This is a genomic window from Roseateles sp. P4_D2 (assembly GCF_056401875.1).
The window spans coordinates 143692-161052 of record NZ_JBFUIM010000013.1; the positions used below are offsets into that span (position 1 = coordinate 143692).

8 protein-coding genes are annotated in these 17361 nt (G+C 69.1%); 1 reads left to right on the forward strand and 7 read right to left on the reverse strand.

The annotated features are described in order from the left end of the window. Window positions 1-19: 19 nt before the first annotated feature. The 4 genes from gap to tkt form a co-directional block, all read right to left on the reverse strand. Entirely contained in the window at window positions 20-1018 is a 999-nt protein-coding gene (gene gap / locus AC1DW0_RS22235) for a type I glyceraldehyde-3-phosphate dehydrogenase (RefSeq protein ID WP_056199784.1), read from the reverse strand. A gap of 70 nt (window positions 1019-1088) precedes the next feature. Further along, the gene (locus AC1DW0_RS22240) at window positions 1089-2099 is read right to left on the reverse strand and encodes a hypothetical protein (RefSeq protein ID WP_477857556.1); all 1011 of its coding nucleotides are present in this window, start codon (window positions 2097-2099) and stop codon (window positions 1089-1091) included. Between the two features lie 301 nt (window positions 2100-2400). Further along, window positions 2401-6924: a hybrid sensor histidine kinase/response regulator gene (locus AC1DW0_RS22245; protein WP_477948069.1), complete on the reverse strand. Its 4524-nt coding sequence runs from the start codon at window positions 6922-6924 to the stop codon at window positions 2401-2403. A gap of 243 nt (window positions 6925-7167) precedes the next feature. Next, window positions 7168-9195 carry a transketolase gene (gene tkt, locus AC1DW0_RS22250; RefSeq protein WP_056201247.1) on the reverse strand — a complete coding sequence of 676 codons (2028 nt, stop codon included), beginning with the start codon at window positions 9193-9195 and terminating at the stop codon, window positions 7168-7170. 111 nt (window positions 9196-9306) lie between these two features. Between tkt and AC1DW0_RS22255 the strand changes: the two genes are divergently transcribed. Beyond that, a complete protein-coding gene (locus AC1DW0_RS22255; protein ID WP_457350709.1) occupies window positions 9307-9951 on the forward strand; it encodes a hemerythrin domain-containing protein in 645 nt (214 codons plus the stop codon). Here the strand turns inward: AC1DW0_RS22255 and AC1DW0_RS22260 are convergent. The 3 genes from AC1DW0_RS22260 to AC1DW0_RS22270 all read right to left on the reverse strand — a co-directional run bounded on the left by AC1DW0_RS22260 (window position 9907) and on the right by AC1DW0_RS22270 (window position 17223). Continuing rightward, window positions 9907-13005, reverse strand: a complete 3099-nt coding sequence (locus AC1DW0_RS22260) for a P-loop NTPase fold protein (protein ID WP_477948072.1) — start codon at window positions 13003-13005, stop codon at window positions 9907-9909. The genes AC1DW0_RS22255 and AC1DW0_RS22260 overlap by 45 nt on opposite strands. 31 nt (window positions 13006-13036) lie before the next feature. After that, window positions 13037-16177 carry a diguanylate cyclase gene (locus tag AC1DW0_RS22265; RefSeq protein ID WP_457389342.1) on the reverse strand — a complete coding sequence of 1047 codons (3141 nt, stop codon included), beginning with the start codon at window positions 16175-16177 and terminating at the stop codon, window positions 13037-13039. Between the two features lie 65 nt (window positions 16178-16242). Next, window positions 16243-17223, reverse strand: a complete 981-nt coding sequence (locus AC1DW0_RS22270; RefSeq protein WP_457389341.1) for a potassium channel beta subunit family protein — start codon at window positions 17221-17223, stop codon at window positions 16243-16245. Window positions 17224-17361 lie beyond the last annotated feature (138 nt).

Here is a 17361-nt window from a genome sequence, read left to right on the forward strand (position 1 = left end):
AGACTGTGCGAGCGGCTCGTCAGCCGGCGACAACGCGGGCCATTTCGAGGACCTTGTTCGAATAGCCCCACTCGTTGTCGTACCAGGACACCAGCTTGACGAAGGTGCTGTCCAGCGCGATGCCTGCGTCGGCATCGAAGATGGAGGTGCGGGCGTCACCGCGGAAGTCGGTCGCAACGACCTTGTCCTCGGTGTAGCCCAGCACGCCCTTGAGCGCGCCTTCGCTTTGCGCCTTGAATTCGGCGCAGATCTCTTCGTAGCTGGCGTCCTTCAGCAGCTCGACGGTCAGGTCGACGACCGACACGTCGCTGGTGGGCACGCGAAAGCTCATGCCGGTCAGCTTCTTGTTCAGCTCGGGGATGACCTTGCCGACGGCCTTGGCGGCGCCGGTGCTGCTCGGGATGATGTTCTCGAGGATGCCGCGGCCGCCGCGCCAGTCCTTGTTGCTCGGGCCGTCGACGGTCTTCTGCGTCGCGGTGGTGGCGTGCACGGTGGTCATCAGGCCGCGCTTGATGCCCCACTTGTCGTTCAGCACCTTGGCCAGCGGGGCCAGGCAGTTGGTGGTGCACGACGCGTTGGAGATGATGGCTTCGCCGGCGTACTTGGTGTGGTTGACACCGAAGACGAACATCGGCGTCTCGTCCTTGGAGGGGGCCGAGAAGATGACCTTCTTGGCGCCAGCGGCCAGGTGCTTCTCGCCGCCGGCCTTGTCCAGGAAGATGCCGGTGGCTTCGATGACGATGTCGGCACCGGCCTCGGCCCACTTCAGCTCGGACGGGTCCTTGACCGCGGTCAGGCGGATGCGCTTGCCGTTGACGATCAGGGTGTTGCCGTCTACCGAGACTTCGCCGTCGAACTTGCCGTGCACGCTGTCGTACTTCAGCATGTAGGCCAGGTAGTCGGGCTCGAGCAGGTCGTTGATCGCGACGACCTCGATGTCCTTGAAATTCGCCACGGCGGCACGGAACACCATGCGCCCGATGCGGCCGAAGCCATTGATGCCGATCTTGATGGTCATGGAACTGTCTCCAGAGGATGAAAAATTCGGTGCGGGCGCGATTCTCGGCGATTCGCGGTACGGGGTGGTTTCAGGGCGATTTCAGCCCGCCGGCGCTTGGCGCATCGCCGCGCAGATTCAGCGTGCCGCAGGGCACGTCGATCTGCAGCTGGCTACCGAACAAGTCCCGGGCCTGCTGTTCATTCTTGAACGCGAGGTGCAAGCCGGCCAGCCAGGTGAGGAAAGGTAACTTGTTGGGGTCCGCCGGCTTGCCGACGGTGGCCTCGTTGGGCACGGCGCCACCGTAGATCGTGTAGTCCACCTTGAACGGGCAACCCATTGTCTTGAAGTCGTAGAACGCGCTGAGCTTGGTCGGCTCGCGGGTCATGCCGAGAAACTCGGCCAGCCCGAAGGCTTCGCGCTTGAATCCGTAGCGGGACTGATCGGTGGGGAACATCGTGAACTGTTGCTGGAAGGATTGCGGCCCCTCGCTACCGCTGCGGCAAGGCATGCGGTAGTCGGCCAGGCGCTTTCGTACCGCAGCCTCGAACCGGCTGGACCCGGTGGAATGCAAGATCTTGACTTCGGGCGGCTGGCGACCATCGCCGGTAAAGGTGGCCGCAATGACGACATGCTCGACCTCCAGCCGGCCCAGGCCCCTGAAACCGTCCATGTCATGGCGTGGCATCACGAGGCAGAACGGCGGTTCGCCGGCGGCTCGATCTGGCGGCAGCGGCGTGGCGTCGCGGTCGGTATTGGCAAAGCTGAACTCCTGCACCGCACTGACGACGCCATCCGTCGCCGTCAGGCAAGGCAGGCGCAAGCGCTCGAGATAACGGTGCGCCTCGTCCTGCATGTCCTGCCGAGCCGAGTTGAACAGCACCTCGACCTCGGGAGCCGCATCCGGCTTGTTGAACTTGAGCAGCACCCGCATGGCGCCAAAACCGCGGTCCAGCTTGTCCTGCTGGGGAAAGCGCGGAGGTTTGACGGGCTTGACGAGGCAGGCCAGCGATTGCGCTGGCGACGGCGTACGCACCTCCGTCTGCGCTTGTGCAGCGCAGGCGGCCCAGCCGGTGACGAGGGCGACGAAAAATGGGCGCATCAGATCCTCCCTGATCTTCAGGATGCAGGCGGGTTTGTAGCGCAGGCGGTCGACGAGGCACGCGGGCAGTCACCCGCTTTCGGGACGCCGCCGCAAAGCAACAGGACCGCGAATGCGACCCTGGCGTCATGCGGCGCGGTCAGCGCATCACTTCTTCTTCAGCACCGCCTTGACGGTCGCGGCCACGTTCTTCGGCGTGCAGCCAAAGTGCCTGAACAGCACACCGGCCGGCGCGGTCTCGTCGAAGGTGTCGATACCAACGACGGCGTCGACACCGTATTACCACCAGAAATCGCTGACTTCAGGTCAAGCCCTTCTCCTGCAAACTGGCCAGCACGGCCGAGAGCTCGCGCTCCACCGCCTGCAGCAGCGGCTCCAGGCCCACCGCTTCGACGCCCTGGCTGCAGGCTTCCTCCAGCGTGGTGGCGGCACGCTGGAGGGCGGGCATGCCCAGGCTGCCCGCGACGCTCTTCAGGTCGTGCGCGCAGCGCAGGGCGGCCTTGCCATCACCGCGCTCACGGGCCGCCCGCAAGCGCACGACGATGTCGCTCTCACGCTCGCGGAACAGCGCCAGCAAGCGCCGATACAGCGCCTCGTCACCCATCAGCGCGGCCAGGCCGGCGCCCATGTCCAGGGCCGCGGGCGGCGCCTGCGGCGCGGGCGCGGGCAGCGCCGGACGCACCCAGCGCGCCAGCGTGGCGAACAGCTCGTCAACGCGGATGGGCTTGGGCACATGGTCGTTCATGCCCGCCTCCAGCGCCTTCTGGCGGTCGCCGGCCATCGCGTTGGCCGTCATCGCGATCACCGGCAGGTCCTGCAGTTCGGGGCGGCGGCGCAGTTCGCGCGTCGCCTCGTAGCCGTCCATCACCGGCATCTGGCAGTCCATCAGCACGGCCTCGAAGCGCTCGCGCGCGAGGATCGCCAGCGCCTCCTGGCCGTCGCCGGCGATGTGCACGACGATGCCGGCGCGGTTCAGAAGGTCGCGCGCGAGCTCCTGGTTGATGGGGTTGTCCTCGACCAACAGGACGCGCGCGCCGGCCAGCCCGGCCTGGCGCGCCTGCAGCAGTTCGTGGCGCTGCACGTTGCGGCTGAGCCCGGCACGCGGACGGCCCAGCGCATTGGCGCAGGCGTCCAGCAGGCCCGAGGGCGTGACCGGCTTGGCCAGCAGCCCTGCCACCAGCAGCCCGCGTGCGGTGAGCTGGCGTTCGGCCTCGTCGCGGTTGAAGGCAGTCACCATCAGCACCGTCGGCGGAGCGTGCCTGCCGGCGGCCTGCCCCAGCCGTTCCAGGCAGCCGATGCCGTCCAGGACCGGCATGTGCCAGTCCAGCAGCAACAGCCTGAACGGCCGGTCCTCGGCGTCGGCCTGCGCCACGGCCTGCAGTGCCGCAACGCCATCGGCCGCCGTCTCGGCCTCCAGGCCGAAGGCCGTCGCCAGCGTGTGCAGCAGCTCGCGCGCCGCCGGGTGGTCGTCGACGACCAGCATGCGCATGCCGTGCAGTTCGTTGTCCTGCGGCGCTGGCGCCGCCCCGGGCTGCAGGCCCAGGGGCAGGCTGAAGTGGAAGCAGCTGCCGCGCCCGGGCTCGCTGTCCAACCCGATCTCGCCGCCCATGCGCTCCACCAGGTGGCGGCAGATCGCCAGGCCGAGCCCCGTGCCGCCGTAGCGCCGGCTGGTCGATGCATCGGCCTGCGTGAAGGGCTGGAACAGGCGCGCGACGGCCTCGGGCGCGAGGCCGATGCCGCTGTCGCGCACCTCGAAGCGCAGCGTCACGCGCTGGCCTTCGCGCGCCGTCTCGGCCACCGCCACCGTGACCTCGCCCTGCTCGGTGAACTTGACCGCGTTGTTGCTCAGGTTCAGCAGAATCTGGCCCAGCCGCGACGGGTCGCCGACGAACGCGGTTGGCAGCGTGGGCGACAGCGCGAACAGCAGCTCCAGCCCCTTTTCCTCGGCGCGCATGCCCACCAGCGTGGCGAGCTGGTCCAGCACGTCGCCGAGCTGGAAGGGGATCTCCTCGATCTCCAGCCGGCCGGCTTCGATCTTCGAGAAGTCGAGGATGTCATTGATGATCCCGAGCAGCGACTCGGCGGCACGGTGCACCTTGTCGACGTAGTTGCGCTGGCGCGCGTCCAGGCCGGTCTGCAGCGCCAGGTAGGACATGCCGAGGATGGCGTTCATCGGCGTGCGGATCTCGTGGCTCATGTTGGCCAGGAACTCGCTCTTGGCCCGCGTGGAGGCCTCGGCGGCGTGCTGGGCGCTGGCCAGCTCTTCGGTGCGCTCGCGCACGCGCTGCTCCAGCCCTTCGGCCACCTCGCGGGCGACGCGGGTGCGCTCGTCGAGCCGCGCCTGGAGCGCGATCTCGAAATGGCGGTGCAACTGGCGCATGCGCAGGCGGTAGGCCAACCACAGCGCCGTCAGCAGCAGCACGGCGACCGCGGCGCGGAAGTACCAGGTGGCATACCACGGCGGCGGAACATGGATCTTGAGCGGCACCGCGCTCTCGCTCCAGTCCCCGCGGGTGCCGCGCGCCTGGACGAGGAAGGTGTAGTCGCCCGGCGGCAGCATCGTGTACGTCGCGTTGCGCCGCGCGCTGTCCGTGTCGTTCCACTTCGTCTCGAACCCTTCGAGCCGGTACCGGTAGCGGGTGTGCGCCGGGTCGACATAGTTCAAGGCGGCGAAGTCGAAGGACGCGATGCTGCGCGGTTCCAGCGCCAGCGCAGAAGCAGACCAGATCGGCTGCTGCAGCGGCGTGCTGCCTGGCAGCACCGACTCGCCGAACAGGCGGAAGTCGGTCAGGAACACCGGCAGCGTGCGCTTGCGGTCGACGACCTGGCCGGGGATGAACGCCACCAGCCCCTTCTGCGAGCCGAAGAACAGCTCCCCGCTCGAACTCCTCGCGGCCACCACGGGGTTCGCGAACCGGTCGGTCAGCAGGCCGTCGGATGCGCGGTAGTTCGTGAAGGTCCCGGTGCGCGGGTCGAAGCGCGACAGCCCGTTCGGCGTGCTGACCCACAGCTGTCCATCGTCGTCTTCCAGGATGCCGAACACGCTGTCCGCGGGAAGGCCGGCGCGCGAGTCGTACGAGGTGAACGTGCCGTCGCGGGGATCGAGCTTGACCAGCCCGCGGAAGGTCCCGGCCCACACCGTCCCGGCGCGGTCGACGTGGACCGCATTGACGCGTTGATGGCCCGGCGGACGCGCGGCGCGGAGTTCCGCATCGAAGACCTTGAAGGTGCTCGTGCGGGGGTCAAAACGGTGCAGGCCGTGAGATGACGTCGCCAGCCACAGCACGCCGCTGGCGTCCTCAGCGATCGAGCGGTACTGGACCAGGGTGCCGGGCTGCGGGCTGAAGGTCGAGAACCTTTCCGTCGCCGGCTCCCAGCGGCTCAGGCCGAAGTCCGTGGCGACCCACAAGGTGTTGCCGCGATCAACCCACAGTGCCGTGATGCGGTCGTGGTTCAGCGAGCGCGGGTCCGATGCGACGTGGGTGTACGCCGTGTAGCGCTGCGTGCGGCGATCGAAGCGGATCAGGCCGTTGCCGTAGGTGCCCAACCACAGATCGCCCGCGTGATCCGCAATCGCCCGGACGCCCCGCGCGAACACCGGCAGGTCGATCTGCGTCGCCTGATCGGTCGTGCGGTCGACGCGGTTCAGGCCGCGGTCCGTGCCGATCCACAGCGTCTGGTCGTTCTCGGCGTAGGCGGCGGTCACCGCGCCCTTGCCGAGGCTGCGCGGGTCCGCCTGCTGGTGGCGGTAGGACCGGAAACGCGGACGCTCGGTGTCGAAGCGGTAGACGGCCCCCGCCCTCGTCGTCGACCAGAAGCTCCCGTCGCGATCCCGGAACGTGCCGACGACGAGGTCGCCGCGCAAGCCGTCGGGATCGTCAGGGTCGCTCTGGTACCAGAGCGCCTGAGTGCGGTCCGGCGTCAGCTTCACGAGGCCCAGCTTGCCGGTGCCGAGCCAGAGTGCCCGGTCGTCATCCTCCTGGATCGACAGGACGCCGGAAGAGGCGTTCGGCGCCAGCCCGCCGCCCCGGAACGCATAGACGGTGACTTCGCCGCTGGCCACATCGACCGAGGCAAGATCCCCGCCGGAAGACAGGCCAAACCACAGCATGCCCCGGCTATCCAGGAACGGCTTGGATGGGTAGCCCGTGGCGACCAACTTGCGCCCGGAGCCGTTCTGCAGCCTGATGTGTCGCCTGACCTCGCCCGAGCGCCGGTCCAGCACGTAGAGCCCCTCGGAGCTCGTGACCCAGAGCGTGCCGTCGCGCAGCGCCAGCGTGGCGATGACGCGCGTCTCGCCGAGCCCGGGCGTGTGGCGCGGCCGATGGCAGGTCGTCTTCGACGTGACCGGGTCCAGGGCCGTCACGCCGTCGTCCGTCGCGAGCCAGATCAGGCCGTCCGGGTCCTCGCTGATGTCGTGGGCGATCGCCACGGTGCCGCAGGCCTCGTTGGGTGACCGGTACTGTTTGAAGCTGCCGGTCGCAGGGTCATAGCGGCTGAGCGAATCGTCGGCGCCGATCCACAGCCGGCCCGCGTGGTCCTTGAACAGCGACTGGCCAATGATGAAGCCGACGCTGCTCGCGCGCTGGTCCGCCGGGACCTTCATGAAATCGTAGCCGTCGTAGCGCCGCAACCCGTCCTCGGCGCTCAGCCACAGGAAGCCGAACTCGTCCTGCACCATCCGCTGGACCGCCACGGACGCAAGGGGCGACGGCAGCGGGTAGAACGGCATTGGCGCGCCGGCGACGAGCGCCACGTCGACGACGCGGATGTCCTGAGCGCAAGCGGCCCTGCAGGTGGCGAGCGCAGCAAGCGCGGTGAACAACGCGACGAAATTGCATAGCCGTGCGCTGATGGCGCGCCAGCCCCTCGAACGCGCACGAAACAAATCGCCAGTCGCCAACGCCAGCCCTCCAGAGCCCCCGGAATCAAGGGCCATTGGATGTCTGTCCGGGAACCCCGGCTATCGGCATTCACCCGCTGCGCCGGGCAGGCCCGCGGCGGCGCCCCCGAGCCCCTGATGTCCATCGCCACCCCCTGGCCGCACATGGCCCGGGGCGCGACGGCATCACTTCTTCTTCAGCACCGCCTTGACGGTCGCCGCGACGTTCTCGGGCGTGAAGCCGAAGTGCTTGAACAGCACGCCGGCCGGGGCGGACTCGCCGAAGGTGTCAATGCCGACAACCGCGTCGACACCGTACTTCCACCAGAAGTCGCTGACGCCCATCTCGACGGCCACGCGCGGCAGGCCCTTGGGCAGCACGCTCTTCTTGTAGTCCTTGTCCTGGCGGTCGAAAACGCTCGTCGACGGCATGGAAACCACGCGCACCTTGATGCCCTCGTCGGCCAGCAGCGCCTTGGCGGCCATGGCCAGCTGCACCTCGGAGCCGGTGGCGATGATGACGGCCTCGGCCTTGCTGTTGCCCTTGGCGCTCACGGGGTCGAACAGCACATAGGCGCCCTTGGCGATCTCGTCGACGTTGGTCTTGGGCGAGTAGGTCAGGTTCTGGCGGGAGAGGGCCAGCAGGCTCGGGCGCTGGGCGTTGCCGATGGCCATGGTCCAGGCGACCACCGTTTCGGTCGTGTCGGCCGGGCGCCAGACGTCCAGGCCCGGGATCAGGCGCAGCGAGGCGACATGCTCGATGGACTGGTGGGTCGGGCCGTCTTCACCCAGGCCGATGGAGTCGTGCGTCATCACGTGGATGACGCGGGCCTTCATCAGTGCGGCCATGCGGATGGCGTTGCGGCTGTAGTCGCTGAAGGTCAGGAAGGTGCCGCCGTAAGGGATGAAGCCGCCGTGCAGCGCGACGCCGTTCATGATGGCCGCCATGCCGAACTCGCGCACGCCGTAGTTGATGTGGCGGCCGTTGTTGGGCGTGCCGTCCGCGGCGATGCGCAGGGCCGGCGTGCTGCTGGTGTTGGTCAGGTTGGAGCCGGTCAGGTCGGCGCTGCCGCCGAGCAGCTCGGGCAGGGCGAGCGTGAAGGCTTCCAGCGCCAGTTGGCTGGCCTTGCGGCTGGCGACGGTCTGCGCTTCGGCATGGGCCTTGACGACGGCGTCGACGGCGATCTGCGCGAAGTTGGCGGGCAGCACGCCGGCCATGCGGCGCTGGAACTCGGCGGCCAGCTCGGGGTGGGCTTCGGCATAGGCGTCGAAGCGGCTGTCCCACTCGGCCTCAACCTTGTCGCCACGTTCCTTGGCATCCCAGGCGGCATAGACCTCGGCCGGCACGGCGAAGGGCTCGTGTTCCCAGGCGAGGGCCGCGCGGGTCAGCTTGATCTCTTCGGCGCCGAGCGGTTCGCCGTGGGCCTTGCTGGTGTTGGCACGGTTGGGCGAGCCCTTGCCGATGGCCGTCTTGGCGATGATCAGCGTGGGCTTGTCCTGGCTCTCCTTGGCCTTGCCGATGGCGTCGTCCAGGGCGTCGACGTCATGGCCGTCCACCGGGCCGATGACGTGCCAGCCATAGGCCTGGAAGCGCTTGGCGGTGTCGTCGGCGAACCAGGGCGCAACCTGGCCGTCGATGGAGATGCCGTTGTCGTCGTAGATGGCGATCAGCTTGTTCAGCTTCCAGGCGCCGGCCAGCGACGCGGCCTCGTGGCTGATGCCTTCCATCAGGCAGCCGTCGCCCAGGAAGGCGTAGGTGTGGTGGTCGACGATCTCGTGGCCTTCGCGGTTGAAATCGCGCGCCAGCAGCTTCTCGGCCAGGGCCAGGCCCACGGCGTTGGTCACGCCCTGGCCGAGCGGGCCGGTGGTCGTCTCGATGCCCGGGGTGATGCCCACCTCGGGGTGGCCCGGCGTCTTGCTGTGCATCTGGCGGAAGTTGCGCAGCTCGTCGATGGGCAGGTCATAGCCCGTCAGGTGCAGCAGCGCGTAGATCAGCATCGAGCCGTGGCCGTTGGACAGCACGAAGCGGTCGCGATTGGCCCAGTGCGGATTGGCCGGGTTGTGCTGCAGATGGTGGCCCCACAGCGCGACAGCGATGTCGGCCATGCCCATGGGTGCGCCCGGGTGGCCGGAGTTGGCCGCCTGCACCGCGTCCATCGCGAGGGCGCGGATCGCGTTGGCCATGAGGGTGGGGGAAGCGGTCGATGCAGTCATGGCCGGGGCTTTCTTGGGGCTGAAGGGCAAAACCAGGGATTTTACGGGGGTGGTTCGATTGACTTGATCCAGCGCAAGACCGCCCGCGCGGCGAAGCGCGACGCTTGGCGCATGACCACGCCCATGCCCCTGGCCGTGCGCATCATCCGCGCCGAGCACGACGCCCTGGCCGCGATGCTGCGCACCTTGCCCCTGCTGCTCGAGGCCCAGCAGCGCGCCGGCACGCCCTGCGACTTCGGTGCGCTGCGGGCGATGCTGTTCTATGTCGACGAATTTCCAGAACGCTTGCATCACCAAAAAGAAAGCGAGCTGCTGTTCCCCAAGCTGCGCGCGCTGGCGCCCGAACTGCGCGAGACGCTGGACGAACTCGACGCCGACCATGCCCAGGGCGAACGCGCGGTGCGCGAGCTGCAGCACAGCCTGCTCGCCTGGGAGCACATGGGCGAGCCGCGGCGCATGAAGTTCGAGCAGCAGCTCAAGGTCTACACCGCCCGGTACCTGCGCCACATGCGGCGCGAGGAGACCGAGATCCTGCCGCGCGCGGCACGGCTCCTGAGCGCCGCGGACTGGGCCGACCTGGACGAAGCCTTCAGCAGCCACCAGGACCCGCTGGCCCCGCGCCCGGGCCAGCCGGTGGACGAGGCCTACGCGCCGCTGCGCCAGCGCATCCTGGCCGCGCTGCCGGCGCCCCTGGGCTGGGGACCGGCGCTTTTAGGTGAACCCCCTTCGTTGAATGGCCCTGTCCAAGGGACTTGAAAGTTCCTCGATGGGCGGTTGAACGCTCCTGTCCACGGCAGCTGAAGGCTTCTCGACGTCGCGCGTCTGGCCGGCTCGCACAATAAAACGAAAGCCGACGTCACCACGGCGCTCGTCGTGGGCGATGCGGTCGACGGCGGCCGAGCGGGTCTGCGGAAAACTGTTGCGGAACGAACCGCCGCGCAGCGCGTGCCAGCCAGTACCGGCTCCTGAGGGGCCTTCCGGGTCGCCCGAGAAGTCGACCGTACGCTGCCCTGGATTCAGCAGGTCGCGACAAATCTCGGCGACGTTGCCGTGCATCTGGAACAGCCCCCATGCGTTGGGAGCCATCCCGGCGACAGGTGCCAGAGCCGAGCTTTCGGCATTCACCTCCGACGGCCCCACGTCGTCGCCGAATGCATATGCCGTTCGCGTCCCTGCCCTGCAGGCGGCTTCCCATTCGGCCTCGCTCGGCAGCCGGATTTCGCAGCCCGGCAGCCGCTGCTGCAACTGCGCCAAGAAGCCCTCGATGTCGTCGACATTGACTCCCGTGACCGGCAGCAACTCGTCGCCACCTGGGGAAGTACTTCCCATCGCCTGGTGCCAGAAACCCAGTGGGCAGGCAGTGTCCGCAATCCAGAAGCCTGCGGCCAGGCTGACCGTGCGCAACTCGCCCTCCTCCGGCGGTCCTTTGGGTGAGCCCATGGCCAGCTTGCCCTTCGGCACCCAGCGCAAACGCTGCTGCAGCCCCGCGATGTGCAATGCAGCGTGCACGCCATAGTGCTCGTCCGAGCCCAGGCTGATGCGGGCATGCGGCGCTACGCCCTCTAGCTGCTGGGTCGCGCAGGCCCAACCGCGCGGAATGGCCCACTCGGCGGCCGAGTAACTCCGCAACGTCGCCAGCCAAACGTCTTTGCCCGCGAGCAACGGCGGCGCAAGCAGGGCAAGGCCGTCACGCGCCCTCACGTCCTGCGCCCAGTCAGGCCGCTTCAGCACACGTTGCACGGGCGAGCCGAAATCGGCCAGCAGGTTAAACGCCGCCACCTGAGACAGATGAGGCCGCAACTCCTGCAGCAGGAACTGGGTCTGATCGGCCGGCGCACCCCGTTCGATCCATTCACTAAGCTGCCCCCTCAGGCGACTGGCGCGCAGCATGCCCCAAAGTGAATGTGAGATCACACGGTCGCGCAGTGCTGCGCCTTCCCGCGAAAGTGCCACCCGCACCAGCTCAAGCTCACCCGAGTTGACGGCTTCGATCAGCGCACGCTCGTTCTCTAGACGGGCTTCCCGAGGCGCGCCTGCCAGCGGCGTCGGTTCTCCCCGTTCCATCAACGTGGCCTCGGGCTCGGACACCGCATCCACCACCTCCGCCGCGGCGGGCACAACGACGATGACCTCGGGCGCGGCAGGCGGTGCTGGCATCACCGGCGGGGTCATGGGTTCAGTCGGTTGAACCGCGACGGCTGGCATCGCCACCGTGTCCGCAGCACCCTCGAGTTCCGTGAACACCATCAGCGCCCCCAGCTGCGCCCCGGTCAGCGCCGCCTTTTCGTGCAGCTCGCCGACACGCGCCAGCAACTCCAGCAGGTCAAACCCCGAGCGGTTGTGCATGGCCGCCTCGCACAGGTCGGGCAGGCGCAGCAGTACGAGGCGGTACTGCAGCTGGGCCGGTGAATCGACACCCAGCACCTGCAACTGCAAGGCCTTGCGCAGGCCGGCGACATCGCGGAACAGCGCGTCGGTGCGCCAATCGGCCAGCGTGATCAGCAGCCTGGCGCCGTGCAGGCGCAGATAGCGGTACAAGGCCGGCGCAAACAACTGCAGCGCGCAGACGATGGCCAGCCATTCGCGCTTGCGCGGCGTCTTGGCGTCGCCGGCACCCAGAGACTCGGCCAGGGCCAGCAACGAGGTCATGCGGTGCAGCTTGCGTGGCACGCCGGGCGTGATGGCAGCCACCAACGTGGCGAGGTCGTTGGCCTGCGCGGACGCGTCGGCGAACCAGGCCGGCCACTTGTCGGCCAGGAAGTCGCGCGCCGCCGCGCCGGTGGGCCGCGGCAGCCGCACCGGCAGGTGCACGAGCTTCTCCAGGTACTCCGCACCGGTGATGGGCGTCATGCCCTCCTTGCCCTGCAGCGCGTAGTCGCGGTAGCGGTGCGCAATGCCGCGCTCGATGACCTCCTCGTCCAGCGCCAGCACGAAGGCGCAGCCCTCCACCTCCAGGAAGAGCTTGATCGCCTCCAGGACCTCGACGGCCTTGTCGGGCAGGCAGCGGTCGAGGTCGTCGACGAGAAACACCAGGTTGACCTGCACGCCCGGCGCCGAAGCCACCTCACCCGTGAAGAACCAGTCCCAGCCCGTGCGCGAATAGAAGCGCAAGGCGGGCCACAGACCCGTGCCGCGTCGAAGCAGGCGCTGCCGGTGCAGGGTCAGCGCCGAAGGGTTGCGCCCCGTGACGGCCTTGAGCTGTTCGAGGAAGTCGTAGTAGAGGCTTTGCAGCTGGCTGATGGGCGTGTCCAGCCGGCGCGCATTCGCCCTCAGGCGGCGACGCAACTCCAGCACCTCCAGGGCGCCGGGGTTGGGCTTGCCCTCGGCCGGCTTGATGGCTGGCAGCTTGAGCGCGACTCCATGGGCCGTCAGCGCCGCCTGGGCCAGGTCGCGCCCACCGTGCTGGTAGATAACCTGCGCCAGATCGCCCAGCAACATCAGCTGATCTGACAGCCGCTCATGCCGCTTGATGTCGGTGCCCAGGCTGTCGTCGATCGCCTTGCGCAGGCATTGCTGGGCGACCCGCAACAGCGGCACCAGCAGATGCTCCTCACGCTCGAAGCGCCAGGCGTTGAAGGGCACGACGACCGTCAGCACCTGCTCGCCGTTCTTCTGGCTGCGCTTGTCCAGCTCATCGCCGACGGTCTGCAGCAACCGGCTCTTGCCCGCACCCCATTCGCCGAAGACACCGATGACCAGCGCCGGCTCGGTGCTGCTGCCAGCGCCGGGCCTGAGGCTGGCCTCCAGCTCGCTCACGAGGCGCCGGGCCAGAGCTGCGTGACCGAAAGAAAGCGGGACGGCGGGCTGCATGGCGTCGTTTCGCAAGCCGCCGCCGCGGGCCTCAGCTGCGACCTGAACGCTGCAGCGTCAGCCGGCCACTGCTGGCCCAGCTGTCCAGCGGCCGGCGCATGTCCTGGCGCAGCTCGTCCTCGCCATCGGCCTTGGCGTCCAGCAGGCCGACCCAGGCGTTGCGGCCGGTGTCCTTGGCGTCGTACAGCGCCGCATCGGCCAGGTCGATGGCGGCATGCCAGTCCAGCGCGCGCGGCAGCCTGGGGCATAGCGGGAAGGCCGAGAAGCCGACCGAGCAGGTCAGGGTCAGGCGCAGCCCGCCGTCGAGCTCGAAGGGCTGGGCCATGATGGCCTGGCGGGCGCGTTCGGCCAGCTCGGCCGCGCGGCGGCGCGGCGTGCCGCGGGCGACGATGAGGAACTCCTCGCCGCCCCAGCGCACCAGGTAGTCGGTGGCGCGAAAGACCTGCTCCAGGCGGCCGCGCATCTGCATCAGCACGGCGTCGCCGGCCATGTGGCCATGGGCGTCGTTGATGCGCTTGAAGTGGTCGATGTCGATGAGGAAGAACAGCAGGTCCTGGTCGCTGTCGGGGTTGGCGACGAGAGCGCCCGAGGTCGGCTCGTAGTGGCGCAGAACCATGGCGACGTCGGCCGGCATCTGGCGGTCCAGGAAGCGGCGGTTGCGCAGGCCGGTCAGCGGGTCGGTGAGGCTGGCCTCTTCCAGCTCGACGGACTTGGCCGTCAGCGCGGCAGTGGCGGCCTCCAGCGCTTCGGTGCGCTCCTGCACGCGCAGCTCCAGCACGCGGCGGTGGCGCAGCAGCAGCCGCGTGCGCATGCTGACGATGGCCGCCACCAGCCCCACGGCAGCGATGACGGCCAGGGCCAGGGCCCAGCGCGTCTGCCACCAGGCGGCGCGCACGTTGACACCGATCTTGATCTCGGTGGGGCTCCAGGCGCCGTCACGATTGCTGCCCTGCACCTGCAGCTGGTAGTGGCCGGGTGACAGGTTGGTGTAGGCCGCCGTACGGCCCAGCATGCCGGCGTCGATCCAGCCGGCGTCCAGGCCCTGCAGCCGGTAGCGGTAGCGGTTGCGGCTGGGCTGGCTGTAGTCCAGCGAGGCGAAGGCCAGGCTCAGGCCCCGCTCGCCGGGCGCGAGGACGATGTCGCTGCCGTTGGCCGGCAGCGCGCGCTCCTCGCCATCGACGCGCAGTTCCGAAACGACCAGCGGCGGCTTGTACGTCCAGGGCGAGAAACGGTCAGGGTCGATGACGAGCAGGCCGCGTGCGCCGCCGAACAGCATGCGGCCGTCGTCGAGCTTGGCGTAGGCGCGGAACCAGCCGGTGCCGAGGTCGGCCCCGTCGGCCGCGCCGAGTTCGCGGCGCTCGCCGCTGCGCGGGTCGTACATATTGCGCTGCGACCAGATGCGGCCCTGCTTGTCGAACAGCAGGTTGGCGCCGAACGCCCCACCGATGTCGGAGGCGCCGACGACTTCGAAGCGCGCCTTCTTGCCGTCGCTGTCGATGAGGCGGTGCAGGCCGGTGCCGGTGTCCACCCAGAGGCGCCCGGCCAGGTCGACGGCCATGCCCAGTACGGTCTGGCCGGTCAGGCCCACGGGCTCGACCCATTCGGCCACGGGCTCGTCCGACCCCGGCTTGGCGACGCGGAACAGGCCGGCCGCGCCGCCCGCCCACAGGCTGCCGTCGGGCAGGCTGGCGAAGGCATTGACCTCGCCGGTGCCGCCCACCAGGCCGGCGGTCGGGATGGCGCGCATCTGCGGGTGCTCGGGCGTCCAGCGCATCACGCCGTCCAGCGTCGCGATCCATAGCGAGCCGTCGTCCAGCGCGTGGAAGCGCCGCGGCACGGCATTGCCGCTGCGCAGGGTTTCCTTCCAGCGGCCCTGGGTGTCGAAACGAAGCAGCTGGGTGTCGATGGCGACCCAGACGGAGCCGTCCTTGCTCTGCCCCAGTGCATTGACCCGCCCTGACGGCAGGCCGCCACTGCCCTGGGCGACCACACCCAGCGGCATCAGCTGGCGGTCGCGGCGTTCGATGCCGCCGGCCAGCGTGCCCAGCCAGATCTCGCCGTTGTCCAGCTGCAGGATGCTGCGCACGTCCAGGCCGCCCGAGACCGAGCCGATGGCCTCGCGCACCATGGACAGGCCAGGCAGCGACGGCACATGGCGCATCAGGCCGCCACCATAGCTGCCGGCCCAGACCGTGCCGGACGGATCGCGCATCAGCGCGCGCACATCGCTGCGCGGCGCGGTGCCGGCACCGGTGGCGGGCAGGCGCTCGATCAGCGCGCCGTCGACCGCGCGACGGCGCGACACGCCCGAGGCGTCACCGAACCACAGCTCGTCGGCATCGGGCTGGGCCATGGCCATGACGGGCCAGACGCCCGAGGTGGCGCCTGGCTGGGCGCCGGGGCTGAAGGGCAGCGGCTGGCCATTGGGCGACAGCGCGCGCAGCCGCCCCTGGGCCGTGCCGACGATGATGCGGCCGTCCTGGGCCTCGCTGATCAGCGTGACCAGCTGGTCGCCGATGCCGACGTCCAGCGCTTCGATGGGGCCGTCGGGCGCCTTGCGCGCCAGGCCCCGCCAGGTGCCGATCCACAGCGTGCCCTGGCGGTCGACGAGCAGGGTCTGCACGCGCGGGTCGGGCAGGCCGTCCTCCTTGCCGCGGTGGTGGGTGAAGCGCTGGCTCTTGACGTCGAAGCGGTCCAGGCCGCCGCTGCCGCCTATCCACAGCGTGCCGTCCTTTTCCAGGGCGAAGGTGCGCACGGTATTGGCGGCGGGCGCGGTCTCGTCGGCCGACTTGCCGTTGCGCGCCCAGCGATCCCAGCGACCGGTGGCCACGTCCAGGCGCACCAGGCCGCTGTTGCCGGCGGCCACCCACATCCAGCCGCGCGGGTCGGGCAGCATGGCGCGCACGAACTGCTCGGGCAGCAGCTGGCCGTCGGGGCCGCTCAAGGGGTAGCGCCGGAAGGCATAGCCGTCAAAGCGCAGCAGCCCCTCGGGCGAGCCGGCCCACAACACGCCGCGGGCATCCAGCGCTAGCGCGGAGACAACGTTGTCCCTTACCGCGCCCGCTTCCCCGATGGGCTCGAAGCGCGGCACCACCGCCTGTGCCGCGGTGGCCAGCAGCGCCGCGGCGATCAGCAGCGCTGCAGCGCACCCTTTTGTTGTCAAGACCCTCATAACGGCATTCTCAGGCACCCAAAGGGCCTGCTTTGCCGGGTCTTGCCCTCAGAGAACGTGAATGATCACTGCGCAAGAGGCTTGGCGATGCTGTCGATGCGTTCGATGACTTCCGGGGTCAGCTTGGGCGTCACGGCCAGGGCGCCGAGGTTGTCGCGCAGCTGCTCGATGCGGCTGGCGCCCAGGATGACGGTGGACACGCGCGGGTTGCGATTGATCCAGGCGATGGCGAGCTGGGCCATGCTGCAGCCCAGCTCGGCGGCGATCTCGGACAGCTTGCCGACAGCGTCGTTCCTGGCCTTGTCCTGCAGTTGCTCGCGCATCCAGCTCATGTTCTCCAGCGCGCCGCGGCTGCCGGCGGGAATGCCGCTGCGGTATTTGCCGGTCAGCAGGCCCGAGGCCAGCGGGCTCCAGGTCGTCAGGCCCAGGCCGATGTCCTCGTACAGGCGGGCGTAGTCTTGCTCGACACGGCGGCGGTGGAAGAGGTGGTACTGCGGCTGCTCGACGACGGGCTTGTGCAGGTGATGGCGCTCGGCAATCTCCCAGGCGGCGCGGATGTCGGCGGCGCTCCATTCGCTGGTGCCCCAGTACAGCGCCTTGCCCTGGCGAATGATGTCGCTCATCGCCCAGACGGTTTCCTCGATGGGCGTGTTCGGGTCGGGGCGGTGGCAGTAAATCAGGTCCAGATGCTCGAGCTGGAAGCGCTTCAGCGATGCGTCGACCGCCTGCATCAGGTATTTGCGGTTCAGCGTGTCCTTGCGGTTGACCGTCACGCCATCACGCTGCAGACCCCAGAAGAACTTGCTGGAGACGATGTAGTCCAGCCGGTTCCAGCCCAGCGCCTTGAAGGCCTGGCCCATGACGACCTCGCTCTCGCCCTGCGCATAGACCTCGGCGTTGTCGAAGAAGTTGATGCCGGCGTCGAAGGCCGCGGCCAGCATCTCGGTGGCGGCCTTCGTGCCGACCTGGTTGTGATACGTGACCCAGGAGCCGAGGGAGAGTTCGGAAACCTGGAGGCCGGCGCGGCCGAGACGGCGGTATTGCATGGAGCGTTCCTGTGCGGGAGGGGCGGAAAAGCCGCAGCTTATCGGGGCCGCCCGGCCCGGCCGGTGCATGGCCACAATGGCCCCGAGCGCGCCGGGGGCGAGGCGCCCGACACCCCGAGTCGCCGCGCAGCTGCATCG

Excerpts from the sequence above, each read along its gene's own strand:
- gap (WP_056199784.1), bottom strand. The coding sequence starts at position 1,018 with ATGACCATCAAGATCGGCATCAATGGCTTCGGCCGCATCGGGCGCATG.
- AC1DW0_RS22240 (WP_477857556.1), bottom strand. The coding sequence starts at position 2,099 with ATGCGCCCATTTTTCGTCGCCCTCGTCACCGGCTGGGCCGCCTGCGCT.
- tkt (WP_056201247.1), bottom strand. The coding sequence starts at position 9,195 with ATGACTGCATCGACCGCTTCCCCCACCCTCATGGCCAACGCGATCCGC.
- AC1DW0_RS22255 (WP_457350709.1), top strand. The coding sequence starts at position 9,307 with ATGACCACGCCCATGCCCCTGGCCGTGCGCATCATCCGCGCCGAGCAC.
- AC1DW0_RS22260 (WP_477948072.1), bottom strand. The coding sequence starts at position 13,005 with ATGCAGCCCGCCGTCCCGCTTTCTTTCGGTCACGCAGCTCTGGCCCGG.
- AC1DW0_RS22265 (WP_457389342.1), bottom strand. The coding sequence starts at position 16,177 with ATGAGGGTCTTGACAACAAAAGGGTGCGCTGCAGCGCTGCTGATCGCC.
- AC1DW0_RS22270 (WP_457389341.1), bottom strand. The coding sequence starts at position 17,223 with ATGCAATACCGCCGTCTCGGCCGCGCCGGCCTCCAGGTTTCCGAACTC.